Here is a 13,916-nt window from a genome sequence, read left to right on the forward strand (position 1 = left end):
CCTTAGGTGCGACCCGAAGGGCTTGTGGGAAGACTAGCAAAGAGGCCACTCACACTAAGCATATTCAGGGGCAGCGGAACTTAAGTTTTCCTGTAGGGCAGACAGATTTTCCTAATGAAAACAAGGGCTGTGAGATGAAATATTGTTGCAAATGCGAAAAGCGCGTGAGACTCGTATAGCCTGCAAATTAATGGAACCAGCCGGTGGGTCCAATGGACACGCTCTGTTGTATGTCAGCTCGCTCGCCTGCAAACAGGCCGCCGCGAACTAGCCGATGTTACGCTTTTCATCGCCAATGGTTTGTACAAACTTGCCGGTTTCATCGACAATTCCCGAAAGTTGCTGTGCGCTGTCCTGAGATGCATTTGCTAGGCGCTGTATCAGGGCAACAACGCTGTTGGTGTCGCGATTAACATTGGCAACCAATTCGCCCATGCTGGCTGCGCCTTCAGCGGTTTCATCGACTGCGTCGGTAATGCTGGAGAATTTCGCAAGCTGACTTTGCAGCGCTTCGAGCAGTAATTGGTTCTCTTCGCCCAATCGCTCTGCAAGCTCACACATCAAATTGCTCGATTGCTGGCTTTTTTGTGTTGAAGAACGGATGGCGTCGATCTGCTTTTGAACCATATCCGTCGCAGATGCGGTTTGCCCGGCTAAGCTCTTTACTTCTTGTGCGACAACGGCAAATCCTGCGCCTGCATCGCCTGCACGCGCCGCCTCGATGCTGGCATTGAGCGCAAGAATGTTGGTTTGATCGGCTACGTCCGAGATGGATTGGACGATCTTTTCAATAGCGACAACTTCCTCGACGGCTTTTGCATTGTCATTCGCGGTAAGGCCCGCTTGATCAACCGCTTTGATCAACACACTGCGGTTTTCATCTAGACCAGATTTCACACTGTTGAGCGCCTGCTCAAGGACGCCAGCAGCATTGGCTGCATCTTGCATCGATTGCGCGGACTGCTTTGAAATCGCCGCCGCTTCGATTGTGGCATGTTGGAGCTCTGAAATCTTAGAACCGGCACCTTGGGCCTCGTCACGCAAATTTTCCGATACAGACAGCGTGCTCTCGATCTTGTTTGACAGAGATGCAACGAATTCACTGCCCATCCGGTTGATCTTATCTGCGCGATAGCGTGCATCCAGTTGAGCCCGGAAACTTGAAATGATTTCGAGTTGGATAAAGGCAAGCCGATTGAAGAAGGAAATGTCGGGCAGTGCATCAGCAACAGAATTTGCGCGCTGTGCGATAACCTCAATCACTCCATTATAATATTTAGAGCGTTTCTGGATCATCATATCCTGGCGGTCGATCAACCAGCCGGCAAGGCCAAGCCAAGCAAGCCTCTCCATCCATTCGAGTTCATCTGTGGCGGTGAAAATACCAATCGAGCGTTCAACCGATGTCTGCACCACTTCTTCATGCGACAATTGACGGCCGTAAAGCGCGCTCATCGTCTCGATATTGCTACCGTCGATCTGCCCGTCCCAATAGGTCTGCGAGAACGCTTCTATGTCTTGCGAATAGCGCGCCCAGAACTGAGCAATCTCGGCACGCAACGCACCATCACCGAACAATGCCTTCGCGCGTTGTTCAAACAATTCTGATCTAATTTCGTACGAATTCGCGAAATCAAATTTTGCGTGGTCCATAATGATCAATCGCTCCCTTACGGCCTCCTACCTAAAGATAGTAAATAAAGCTGAAACAATAGTGAGGCGGGTTTCGGGCCAGCGTCAACGGAACATGTGAAGAACATAACGCGGAGAAGCGGCTTTGTTTCGGTGCCTCTGGACTCAGAGGGATTGAGGCCCCAATTGGTGTGGCATGTCCCTCACAAAGATTTCAGTTCGCGGTGCCAGAGAGCACAACCTCAAAGGCGTTGATATTGATCTGCCGCGTGATGCGCTGATCGTGGTCACTGGCCTGTCTGGCTCGGGTAAGAGCTCGCTTGCGTTCGATACGATCTATGCTGAGGGTCAGCGGCGCTATGTTGAGAGCCTTTCGGCCTATGCGCGGCAATTCCTTGAGATGATGCAGAAACCCGATGTTGAACACATCGACGGGCTGTCGCCAGCAATCAGCATCGAGCAGAAGACGACCAGCCGCAATCCGCGCTCAACCGTCGCGACTGTTACCGAGATCTATGACTATATGCGGCTGCTGTGGGCGAGGGTGGGCTTGCCGTATTCACCAGCCACTGGCAAACCAATCAGTGCGCAAACCGTCAGCCAGATGGTCGACCGGGTGATGGAATTGCCAGAGGGCACGCGCGCTTATCTGCTCGCGCCGGTGGTGCGCGGGCGCAAGGGCGAATACCGCAAGGAACTGGCCGAATGGCAAAAGGCGGGCTTTACTCGCGTGCGGATCGATGGAGAGCTGTACCCAATCGAGGAAGCGCCAGCGATCGATAAGAAATTCAAGCATGACATTGAAGTCGTGGTTGACCGGATCGCGGTGAAACCGGGCATGGAAACGCGGTTGGCCGATAGTTTTGAAACCGCGCTGAAACTGGCCGAAGGGCTGGCCTATATCGATCTGGCGGATGGCGTTGTGCCGGGGCGCGAGGACGAGGAGCAAGGCGGCGGTGCCATGAAAGGCGCGGGCATTCCCGCCAATCGCATCGTCTTTTCAGAGAAGTTCGCCTGCCCAGTCAGCGGCTTCACCATTGAAGAGATTGAGCCGCGCCTGTTTTCGTTCAACGCGCCTCAGGGTGCGTGCGCAACCTGCGACGGTCTGGGCGAGAAGCAATTGTTCGACCCGCAATTGGTGGTGCCAAACGAGGGGCTGACGCTGAAACAGGGCGCGGTTGCGCCGTGGGCGAAGAGCAATCCGCCTTCGCCCTATTATCTGCAAGTGCTGGCGAGCCTGGCCAAGGCTTATGATTTCAATCTGACGACGCCGTGGCGCGATCTGGAGCCTGATCAGCAGCTGATCATTCTGCAGGGCACGGGCGGAATGCCAGTTGAGCTGACCTTTAAGGACGGGCGCAAGGAATACACTGTGCGCAAACCGTTTGAGGGTGTGATCGGCAATCTCAACCGCCGCTTGCTGCAAACCGACAGCGCGTGGATGCGCGAGGAGCTGTCCAAGTTCCAAACCGCGCAGCCGTGCGAGAGCTGCGGCGGCAAGCGCCTCAATGAAAAAGCGCTTGCGGTGAAGGTCGCGGGCACGGACATCGCCGACCCGGTGAAGATGAGCGTGTCGGATGCGAAGGACTGGTTCCTGGCGCTCGACGAGAAGCTGACCGATCAGCAATCGCAGATCGCCAAGGCTATCCTCAAAGAGATCAACGAGCGGCTCGGTTTCCTCGACAATGTCGGCCTGGATTACCTGAACCTCGACCGGACCAGCGGCACGTTGTCGGGCGGCGAAAGCCAGCGCATCCGGCTGGCGAGCCAGATCGGCAGCGGCCTGTCCGGTGTTCTCTACGTGCTGGACGAGCCGAGCATTGGCCTGCACCAGCGCGACAATGATCGGCTGCTGGAAACGCTGAAGCGCCTGCGCGATCTCGGCAATACGGTGATCGTGGTGGAGCATGATGAAGACGCGATCCGCCAGGCGGACCATGTCGTTGACCTGGGTCCGGGCGCGGGCGTGCGCGGCGGCGAAGTGGTGGCGCAGGGCACGCTCAAACAGATCATGAAGTCGAAGAAGTCGCTCACCGCGGACTATCTCACCGGGCGGCGCGAGATTGCTGTCCCGGCAGAGCGGCGGCCGGGCAATGGGCACAACATTACGGTGCGCGGCGCTCAGGCAAACAATTTGAAAGACGTCACAGCGTCGATCCCCTTGGGCACATTCACTTGCATCACCGGGGTCTCCGGCTCGGGCAAATCGACCTTCACCATCGACACGCTCTATGCCTCTGCCGCCCGCGTGCTCAACGGCGCGCGCGTGATTGCGGGCAAGCACGACAAAATCGAGGGCCTCGAATATTGCGACAAGGTGATCGAGATCGATCAGTCGCCGATTGGCCGCACCCCGCGCAGCAACCCTGCGACCTACACCGGCGCGTTCACCAATATCCGCGACTGGTTCGCTGGCCTGCCAGAGGCGAAGGCGCGTGGGTACAAGCCGGGCCGCTTTAGCTTTAACGTGAAAGGCGGTCGCTGCGAGCAATGCACCGGGGACGGCCTGATCAAGATCGAAATGCACTTCCTGCCCGACGTCTATGTCACCTGCGAGGAATGCGGTGGCAAACGCTACAACCGCGAGACGCTGGAGGTGAAGTTCAAGGGCCTCTCCATCGCCGATGTGCTGGATATGACGGTTGAGGATGCGGAGGGCTTCTTCAAGGCCGTGCCGCCGATCCGTGACAAGATGCGGATGCTGAATGAGGTTGGCCTTGGCTATGTGAAGGTCGGTCAGCAGGCGACGACATTGTCGGGCGGCGAGGCGCAGCGGGTGAAGCTGGCGAAGGAGCTGTCCAAGCGCAGCACCGGGCAGACGCTCTATATCCTCGATGAGCCGACCACGGGCCTGCACTTTGAGGATGTGCGCAAGCTGCTGGAGGTGCTGCACCGCCTCGTGGAGCAGGGCAATTCCGTGGTGGTGATCGAGCACAATCTTGACGTGATCAAGACCGCCGACTGGATCGTCGACCTGGGTCCAGAGGGCGGGGTGCGCGGTGGTGAAGTGGTCGCAGCGGGCACGCCGGAGACTGTCGCGAAGGAACCGCGCAGTTTTACCGGCGGATACCTCAAGAACATGCTGAGCAAGGGGCCGGCGAAGCAGAGCGCGAAACCGGCGGCGAAAGCCAAAGGAAAACCCGCGTCAAAGCCCGCCAAGACGCCGACAAAAAAGGCGAAAGCCGCATCGTAAGCGCCGCCGCGCGGGCCAATCCGCGCCGCCCCGTCGCGCCCGCCCGCATGCACGATTGCCAAGCCCCGCGCGGCGTGTAGGGTGCGCGGGGCCGGCACTCGGCGTATCATACCAGACAATTGAGGGGTCTTTCATGTCATTCACTACCAAAGCATTCGCGCTACCCGCATTGATGACGGGCGGCCTGCTGCTGTCTGCCTGCGGCGACTTGGTCGATAAAGACGCGATGTTCGACGAATTTGGATCAGAATGCGAAGCCTCCTTCACCGCTGAAGTCGGCGGGCCAGTGGAATTGGCAAAGCCATTTTGCGATTGCTCTGTTGGTAAGATGAAAGAGCAGGATTTCGGCCTGACCGATCTGGTCGATGAGGAAAAGATGACCGCGCTGGGCGAGGAATGCATGAACGAGGTTCTGGCTGAAACGGGTACGGGCGCAGACGCCCCCGCTGCGGAGTAAGCCCGCACGCGCAATGCTCCGTCTGGGGCTGCGCTTAAAGGTTTAGGATTTTGAGAGACGCGCTCTTCCTACGGGGAGGGCGCGTTTTTTGTTTTGTTGTTGGGGGTATAACAGAGAGTCTATTTTTTTCGGCTCGCGTCTAGTCCTTGTTGAAATATTTGCATTGGCCCATCCTTTAGTTCCCTGAGTGTCTCGATTTCCAACTCAAGGTAATAAGGAATTGTGGTGGTGAATGTTGGTAATGCTGTAATTTTATCCCATCTGAGAGCTAGGCCTTTCGGGTTTTTGCGTTTGGCACCTCTCGCGAAGGCTCTTTTGAATCCGGCGGGCGTTACGCCTTTAAGCGATTGAAAATTCACCCTGTGGTCGTGATCTTGCCCTTCAAAAACAATGGAGTCTTTGAACAACTCGCCTGCCAAGCTTTTGACGTATGGCTGTACGTAAACTACACGTTTGATGCCTGAGGCGATGATTAGTTTTGTGCACATGTGGCAAGGCATTGTGGTGCAGTAGAGAGTAGCGCCAACGGTCGAACGTCGAAACCGTGCTGCATCAGTAAGTGCATTCATTTCTGCATGCACCATTCTACCGTATTCAATGATGTTTGCGATCATTAAGTCTCGCCAAGGTCCCTCAGGAGCCTCCTCGCCTCTTTCTTTTTTGGCAAAAAGTTGGTCGACTAATGAATTGATACTTTCTTTGCTTTTTTGATCTGACAGCCAACCTGCCTGCTTCAATTTTGCAATTCCATCACGTGTGAGGTCTTCTCGAACTTTTTGGTTTGAATCGTACCCTAAAACGTAGTCACGGTTGTCAGAGTGCTCATCGCACCAGTACGTGCCACCACCAGCCGCAGGGACTTCGTTACAGCCCATGGAGACAACATTCCCGTCGTCGCCAATAATCGCGGCACCGACCTGTCTAGATAAATCTAGTGAGCGGTAGGCGGCGGCATTCGCGATGTATGATGAGTATTCATCGCGATTCGGTGATATGAATGGATGACCAAAGTAAATCCGAAACAGACGCTTGCACGAATCTTCCAAGGTTTTCCTATTTGTGCAATCTAAAATGAAATCTGATTTTGGGTAAACTTCTATAATTTGTTGACCAAAATCATGTTCAACTTCGTCTTCATCGGTAGCTATTATTTCTAGAGCTTGTGATTCCAATTTAGCATCGTTAGAAATCCTGTCACTTTCACGAAGTTTTTTTACTAGGTAGTTGACGCGAATATCCTTCGGCGCGAAGCAGCCCAAAAAAAGGATATTTCTTCCATATACACGTTCTAAAGTGCTGTATTCATCATATCGTTTGATTTGACGGAATATATTTATTCGTCTGGTATGCGCGGCATCGTGCCGTTTTTCTTTTCCGATTCCTAGTAATCGTGCAATCCCCAACAGGACCAATATATCACCCCGTCCAGCATCTTCGCAAAGTTGATCGCCGGCAGTGATGTAATCTCTATATCGTTCGACAGCGTTATCATAAGTTTCTTTAACTAAGTTCATCTCTTTCAGAGAATCGGTAAGTTTTACGATATTCGGTTGATAACTAACTTGCTTCGCTTGTTCAGAAACGACCTCAATTACTTCGTCAATATCGATACCGATCGGAGCGATAAGGCTGAAAAAGGTCTCTCTACTATCGTTCGGCATTGATTTCCACTTTCTAGATTGATCAGTGAATATCAGAAGAATCTGAGATTGATATACATGTCAACCTAGCTAGTGTGGATTAAGCGAGTCACATGGAGAGACGGTATGGATGATAATCACAGGTGCAGTTGGCTTGTTGAGATTTTCATTCAATATCAAGAGGCCCTTGATGAGAAGCGGGATGAGGTCGGAGAACGACTTAGATTTAAAGAGGCGCTCGACTCTGATCATGATGATCGCGCTCGGTCTAGATACTCGGCTTCAACCCTCGAGACATAACCCACCTGTGAATTTACGTTCATACGATTTCTAGGAATTACGCAGCTCGCATTTCTTGATTTGCGGCTGTTGGTAGGTACCCAATGTGCGCGATTGACGCTTTGAGTTTGCATCTGTCCTACATGCCAAAGTTCCTATAACTGGTCCTGTTCCCTTGAACTGAAATCAAAGGCGAACGACCATGGCCCAAAGCCCAACATTCCCCTCGCGCGGTCCCTATGATGCGCGCCGCAAACTCCCCCAAAGCCCCTATCCCACGCGCCCCGGAGACCCCGGACCAGCTGAGCACGCGCGCAGCTGGCTCGCGCATGTTGAGGCTGGGCGCATAGGGGGCGGGGTTAGGTAGTTTCTTGGTGCCATGCGGTTGGTTTGCACCAAGAGGTGGGGAGTTTTTTGTTTAGACCCTGCGGGCGCGGCGGATTTTTTGTTTACGCCCTCAAGCGCCGGGCGCAGCGCATCCGCGCTGCTTGGCTTTCCTCGCTCACGCGCCTTTCAGGCGCATCGCTGCGGGCGGGCGGTCGCCCTTGCGGCGCTTCGCGCCGTGCTCCGCGACCAAGCCAGAGACAGGGAGCCAAGGTTCTTGGCTCTACCTAACTACCTCGCGCCAAGGTTCTTGGCGCTACCCAGCGGTCTCGCACCAAGACCCGTGGAACTACCCAAATTACCTCGCGCCAGGAATCTTGGTCCCATGCGGTTTGCTTGGAATGGTTCGCGAGCCGAAGGCGAGTGCAAGGGCGCCCGCCCGCCCGAGCTAATGCGAGGAAAGCCAAGCGGGCCGGATGGCCCGCGCCCGGCGCTTGAGGGCGCTAAAAAAAGGAATCACACACCATGACCCAGCTTCTTCCCCTTCCAACCGTCCCGCCAGCGCTCACACCTGCGCGGCGTGCCGCCTTTCTCGAAAACCTGCGCCTCTACGGCAATGTGCGGCTTGCGTGCCGGGCGGCTTCGCTCAGCCCGCAGACCGCTTACCGGGCGCGTCAGGCGGAGCCGCGCTTTTTGGAGGAGTGGGACGCCGCTCTGGTGATCGCTCGCACCCATGTCGAATCGATCCTGGCCGACCGCGCGATCAGCGGGGTGACCGAAAAGGTGTTTTATCACGGCGAGGAGGTGGCGACCCGCACCCGCTATGACAGCCGCCTGCTGCTGGCGCACCTCGCGCGGCTCGACCGATTGGCAGAGCGCATTGAGCAGAAAGAAGCCGAGGAGGCGCGCATAAGAGCGCAAAGCGAGGCGAGGGGGGACCGGTACCCATCGCGAGCTGCATACGAGTCCGACAGGCACCAAACGCGAGCCGAAGGCGAGTGCAAGGCCGACCGGCCGCCCGAGCTTATGCGAGGAAAGCCAAGCGGGCCGGATGGCCCGCGCCCGGCGCTTGAGGGCGCAAACAAACAAAAACCTCAAAACACCCATTCCCCCTCCAATCCCCCGATCCCCGAACTCGAACAGCGCCTGATGGCGATGGAGGCGGAGCGGCCCATCACTGCGCGCGCCGTGCATCAATTCGACGATCCGGGCGAGGCGGAGGCGGCGCAATTGTGCGCCTTTGAGGCGGGGCTGGAGAAATGGTGGGCCGTGGCGCGCACGCAGGACTTGCCCGCGCATATCGCGGAGGAGGCTATGGCCGAGGACGCCGATCCATCGGGGGTTGAGTGAGGCCCATGATTTTGGCCCCTGGACAGTGTTCCATGTGTTCCAAGCGAGGCGCGCGCGCGATGAGTGGAGGCGTGGTGATCGGGAGCGCGGGCACAGGGCGCGCTAGTGCGGCCACTGGCTTTCGACGAGGTCCTTGGCTTCCTTGAGGCCCAGGCCGGTGCGCTCTCGCACAAGCTTGATCGCTTGGATCTTATGCCCTTGCATGAAGGCGGCGCGGATCTCTGGATCATCGCTGAGGTCGAGGGTGCCGCCCGCCGGGCTGATGCGCGGGGGCGAGAGCGGCTCTGGCGCGCGCGGCGGCGTGGGGGTTTGGTGGCCGAAGGTGGAGGCATTGCGGCGTTGCTGCTCGATCATGTCGCCGCCTGTGCGCCTCAGCATGACGACGGCCAGGATGAAGCCGGTGACTGCGCCAGCGGCGAACAGCAGGATGCTCTCCATTAGCGGGCGACCAGTTCCAGCTTCACGCGGGCATGGCCTCGGCTGATCATGCCGATCCTCTCAGCCGCTGCGCGCGAGAGGTCGATGACGCGGCCTTTCACGAACGGTCCGCGGTCGTTGATGCGCACGGTGACGGCGCGGCCATTGCGCGGGTTGGTGACGCGCACGAGGCTGCCAAAGGGCAGGGTCTTATGGGCGGCGGTCATGGCGCGCATGTTGAAGCGCTCGCCATTGGCGGTGAGGCGGCCGTTGAAGCGTCGCCCGTAGTAGGATGCGATGCCGCTGCCGAGGTTGCGGATGCTGCGCGGCTCTGGCGGCTTGGGCTCAGCGGGCGGCTCAAAGCTGTTGAGGTCAACCGCGCCGGGGGCAACAGTGATGGGGCTGGGCGCGGTGTTGTAGGGGGCGAACTGCGCTTCGAAGGAGGCGGCGGATAGGGGCGCTGCTTGGGGCTGCTGCTGCGTTTGCGGGGTTTGCAGGAGCGCACCGTCTTGCTGAGCGAGGGTGCTGGAAGGGACGGATGCGAACAGGAGCAGGACCGTGGCTACGCCAACGCCGCTTGCGCAAACTCGCTTTGATACCCCTCTCATAGTGTTGAGGGTTTAGGCGAAAACTATGGGGCTGCACAATTGGGCGTAGCTCTGATTGCCCGGTTTGATGCCCGTTCTGGCGTGGTTGGGGTTTGGGGAGTGGGCGAAAACTAAGCGCGCAAAGCAAATGGGGCCGGCATTGCTGCCGACCCCACTCTTACCGCCGCGTGGTCAACTTGCTTGGCGAACCTCGCAAGATGCACTTGGCATCCGGTTTCTTGCCTCCGTACGATGTACGGCGGGCTTTTCACCAGTGCTCGCACCGGCATCCAGCTTCACTTGCAAGCAGTCTCTGCATCCCTGAACCGAAGTTCGTGTTTGCATCCTCTGCTCCTCGGGTGGAGCTGAGACCATCAATCTGTATTGCCTTCGATCTCAAACAGTCGATCCGGGTCCTACCCTTTTCGCCCTCAATCGCCGACCAAATTGCTGGCCATCCGATGGGTCTGCTTCGCGATCTCCTCAAACGATCCAGTCTGGTTTCAGCCGAAGCCATTCCCATCTTGTTTCTCAAAGTTCGCGTGGACAATCACCACCGCGTCGATCGTTACAAAAAATTCCTAAAAACAGCGCCTTGCGGCTCTCTTTTCAATCTCTTTTCTGCCCTTTCGATATTTAGAAGCTGCGCCCAAAAACCGAGTCGCGCAAGTCGCGCAACCCCGACTTATCCACTTTTGCCCAGATCACTTGTGGACGAGGGTGGATAAGTCAGCGGCTCATCGCAAACGTTAAATGAGCGCTCAAAAATGCGCCTCTTTTAGCGATCAGCGGCCGCGTTTCCGGCCTCTTTGAGCGAGCAGTTTGAGACGTAGCGCGTTCAGCTTGATGAAGCCTTCCGCGTCTTGCTGGTCATAGGCGCCCGCATCATCCTCAAATGTGACGACGTCTTCGCTGTAGAGGTTGTAGTCGACATCGGCGCGGCGGCCCACGACCTGCGCATTGCCTTTATAGAGCTTCAGGCGGACGTCGCCGGTCACGCCGATCTGGCTGTGATCGATTGCCGCCTGCAGCATCTCGCGTTCTGGTGCGAACCAGAAGCCGTTGTAGATCAGCTCTGCATAGCGCGGCATTAGCTCGTCTTTGAGGTGGGCAGCGCCGCGGTCCAGCGTCAATTGCTCTATGCCGCGGTGCGCCCGGGCGTAGATCTCGCCGCCCGGTGTTTCGTACATGCCGCGCGATTTCATGCCGACAAAGCGGTTCTCAACCAAATCAAGCCGGCCAATGCCATGCTTGCGGCCGAGATTGTTGAGAGCGGTTAGCAGCGTGGCCGGGCTCATCGCCTCACCATTGAGAGCAACGCCGTCTCCCGCCTCAAACGCGATTGTGATATATTCCGGCTCGTCCGGCGCGTCCTCTGGATTGACCGTGCGGGAATAGACGTAGTCCGGCGTCTCTTCCCACGGATCTTCGAGCACTTTGCCCTCAGAAGATGTGTGCAGCAGGTTCGCATCGGTAGAGAAGGGGCTCTCGCCGCGCTTATCCTTTGGTACGTCAATCTGATGCGCCTCAGCCCAAGCGATCAGCGCCGTGCGGCTAGTGAGATCCCATTCGCGCCACGGGGCGATGACCTGAATGTCGGGGTTCAGTGCGTAGGCGGAAAGCTCAAAACGCACCTGATCGTTGCCTTTGCCGGTCGCGCCGTGGGCGATGGCATCCGCGCCGGTTTCCGAAGCGATCTCAACCAGACGCTTAGAGATAAGCGGGCGGGCAATCGAAGTGCCAAGCAGATAGTCCCCTTCATAGCGGGCATTGGCGCGCATCATCGGGAAGATGAAATCGCGCACGAATTCCTCACGCAGATCTTCGATGAAAATGTGCTTGTCCGGAATGCCCATCGCCCGCGCCTTTGTACGGGCCGGTTCAATCTCTTCGCCTTGGCCGAGATCGGCGGTGAAAGTGACCACCTCCAGCCCGCGCTCAACCTCCAGCCATTTGGCAATCACAGAAGTATCAAGACCGCCTGAATAGGCGAGAACCACACGTTTGATATCGGACATTGTCACACCTTCGTCTCGGCGCAGCGCGCCTTCGTCATTTTGTGCAGTGGCCGCTAACAGGGGAGGGGGTGCGGGGCAATGCTTGTCAGCGGTGATGCAGGCTGCGTGGATAGGTCAAAGCTTGTGAAAGCGCTGATTGATCACAATATCTGTGCTTCAGCAGGGTCGGAGGGATCACGATTATGGACGGCGAAACCGCGCAAAAGGCGAAGAAAGGCCTTTGGGGGCAAGCGCGCGAATTGGCGCAAATGGCCCCGCCAGAACGCAATCGATGGGTCGATTTCCTGCGAGCGATCTCAATTCTTGCCGTTGTTTTTGGCCATTGGTTGATGGCCGGGCTGTATGTTGATGAGGCCGGCGCGCTGCAGCGCGGCGATTTGATTGAAACCTCGCCGTGGACGCATTGGCTAACTTGGGCGTTCCAAGTGATGCCGGTGTTCTTCCTGGTGGGTGGATATTCCAATTCGGTGAGCTGGGAGGGGACTTTGCGCAAAGCGAGCCCCGGGCAAAAGGGCGTATACCGCGATTGGCTGGCGAGCCGTGTTCAGCGCTTGACTGCGCCGACGTTCCCAGTCCTGCTTGTTTGGGCAGTAATCGCGCTGGCATTGACTCAGATCGGTTTTGACCGGGCGCAAATCCGCATGGCGACCGAAGCGGCTCTGATCCCCGTATGGTTCTTGGCGGTCTATCTGCTGGTGACGGCCTGCACGCCGCTGGCTGTGAAAGCGTGGAAGCGCTGGGGGTGGGCCAGCTTTGCGATATACATTCCCATTACCGCACTGGTGGATTGGCTGCGGTTTGAGCACGGTGTACCTTACATCAGCTTCACCAATTTCCTCTGGGTGTTCCTTGCCATTCACCAGTTGGGCTTAGCGTGGCGCGATGCCAAGTTTGACAATCTCCTTTTCGCCTTTGGCTGGTTTGCCGCCGGGCTGGCCGTACTGATTTCGGTCACCGTTTATGGGTTTTACCCGGTGTCGATGGTCTCTGCTCCTGATGGTTTTTCAAACTCATTGCCGCCAACCTTTGCGCTACTGGCGTTGGGAGTCGTGCAGGTCGGGCTTGTCCTTGCATTGGAGCCACTGGGGCGCCGGATGCTGGACAAGATCGGGATCTGGACGGCGACGGTGCTGATGAATGGCATGATTATGACCGTTTTTCTGTGGCACCTCACCGCCTTTGTGCTGGTGATGACTTTCACGTGGATCGCGCTTGGCGGGATTGGGCTGGATAGCGTTCCGGGTACAGGCGAATGGTGGGCAACGCGGCCGTTGTGGCTTGGCATCTATATCGTTGCGCTGTTGCCCTTCATCGCGGTGTTCGCAAAGCATGAGCGCAGCTTTGGCCCGATCAGAGGCGGCCGCACGGTGCCGCGCGCGCGGGTTGTGGCAGGCGTCGTTTTGATTTGCGTAGGGCTGGGCGCGACCGCTGGGATCAGCATTGCCAGCCCAGAAGGGATCACAGGCGTGCGGATATGGGTTGTGGCGCTGCCATTTGTCGGCGCAGCATTGCTAGGCTTTGGCCCGGCGTATCGTCCGCGATCGCGCGATACGGCTTAGCTGGACCATCTTTTGGGTTCACTTCCCGTTCAACGCATGGGGAGCAGACACGGCGCATTAGGTCGCACGGACACGCAGTGAATTGGCCAACATAGGCCGACAGCTGCTATTGGAGCGTAGCGCTGCTTAGGGTGTAATTCCCGCGCAGGCGCTGGCTTGGGGGACGTGCTATGCGACTTTGGCTTTATGGTTTGGCGACAGTGATCGCAGGTATCGCTGCCCTAATGCTGGCGATTACCCCAGCACCCTCTCAGAAAACACAGGCCCGAACGGGCGGCGCGGCTCAGCTAACCGCAATGCTGCAAGGCGGCGGTCTGGATGTGCAGTGCGACAACAACCGGACATTCTGCCGAGCGGACGTTTCGCGCTGCGATAGTAATGAGCGCGAACGGCAAAATTGGCGCACACAATGCCTTGTTCCACATAAAGAGAGATATGAAGAATGCCTTGCCAGACGCGA

The 13,916-nt window shown here is 57.3% G+C and carries 9 protein-coding genes; 4 read left to right on the forward strand and 5 right to left on the reverse strand.

What is annotated here, in order from left to right:
* Positions 1 to 267: 267 nt before the first annotated feature.
* A complete protein-coding gene (locus tag AC0V6V_RS00715) occupies positions 268 to 1,653 on the reverse strand; it encodes a methyl-accepting chemotaxis protein (RefSeq protein WP_486166134.1) in 1,386 nt (461 codons plus the stop codon).
* Positions 1,654 to 1,828: 175 nt separating this feature from the next.
* On the opposite strand from AC0V6V_RS00715, the gene uvrA reads away from it, so the two are divergent.
* Entirely contained in the window at positions 1,829 to 4,825 is a 2,997-nt protein-coding gene (gene uvrA / locus AC0V6V_RS00720) for an excinuclease ABC subunit UvrA (protein ID WP_486163578.1), read from the forward strand.
* Positions 4,826 to 4,958: 133 nt separating this feature from the next.
* Positions 4,959 to 5,282 (forward strand): hypothetical protein, encoded by a 324-nt coding sequence (locus AC0V6V_RS00725; protein WP_486163579.1) that lies wholly within the window; start codon positions 4,959 to 4,961, stop codon positions 5,280 to 5,282.
* Between the two features lie 119 nt (positions 5,283 to 5,401).
* Here AC0V6V_RS00725 and AC0V6V_RS00730 read toward each other — a convergent pair whose 3' ends face one another.
* Positions 5,402 to 6,943, reverse strand: a complete 1,542-nt coding sequence (locus AC0V6V_RS00730) for a deaminase (protein WP_486166135.1) — start codon at positions 6,941 to 6,943, stop codon at positions 5,402 to 5,404.
* Positions 6,944 to 8,050: 1,107 nt separating this feature from the next.
* On the opposite strand from AC0V6V_RS00730, the gene AC0V6V_RS00735 reads away from it, so the two are divergent.
* Positions 8,051 to 8,875 carry a hypothetical protein gene (locus tag AC0V6V_RS00735; RefSeq protein ID WP_486163581.1) on the forward strand — a complete coding sequence of 275 codons (825 nt, stop codon included), beginning with the start codon at positions 8,051 to 8,053 and terminating at the stop codon, positions 8,873 to 8,875.
* A 102-nt stretch (positions 8,876 to 8,977) separates the two neighbouring features.
* On the opposite strand, the gene AC0V6V_RS00740 is transcribed toward AC0V6V_RS00735, so the two are convergent.
* The 3 genes from AC0V6V_RS00740 to AC0V6V_RS00750 form a co-directional block, all read right to left on the reverse strand.
* Positions 8,978 to 9,313, reverse strand: coding sequence for a ribosomal protein L7/L12 (locus AC0V6V_RS00740; RefSeq protein WP_486163582.1), 336 nt, complete (start codon positions 9,311 to 9,313; stop codon positions 8,978 to 8,980).
* Positions 9,313 to 9,900: a septal ring lytic transglycosylase RlpA family protein gene (locus tag AC0V6V_RS00745; protein ID WP_486163583.1), complete on the reverse strand. Its 588-nt coding sequence runs from the start codon at positions 9,898 to 9,900 to the stop codon at positions 9,313 to 9,315. Before AC0V6V_RS00745 ends, AC0V6V_RS00740 begins: the two co-directional genes overlap by 1 nt.
* A 764-nt stretch (positions 9,901 to 10,664) precedes the next feature.
* The gene (locus AC0V6V_RS00750) at positions 10,665 to 11,897 is read right to left on the reverse strand and encodes an argininosuccinate synthase (protein WP_486163584.1); all 1,233 of its coding nucleotides are present in this window, start codon (positions 11,895 to 11,897) and stop codon (positions 10,665 to 10,667) included.
* Between the two features lie 182 nt (positions 11,898 to 12,079).
* On the opposite strand from AC0V6V_RS00750, the gene AC0V6V_RS00755 reads away from it, so the two are divergent.
* On the forward strand, positions 12,080 to 13,456 hold the full coding sequence (locus tag AC0V6V_RS00755; protein WP_486163585.1) for an acyltransferase family protein: 1,377 nt from the start codon (positions 12,080 to 12,082) through the stop codon (positions 13,454 to 13,456).
* Positions 13,457 to 13,916 lie beyond the last annotated feature (460 nt).

This window comes from Erythrobacter sp. S249 (assembly GCF_057364975.1).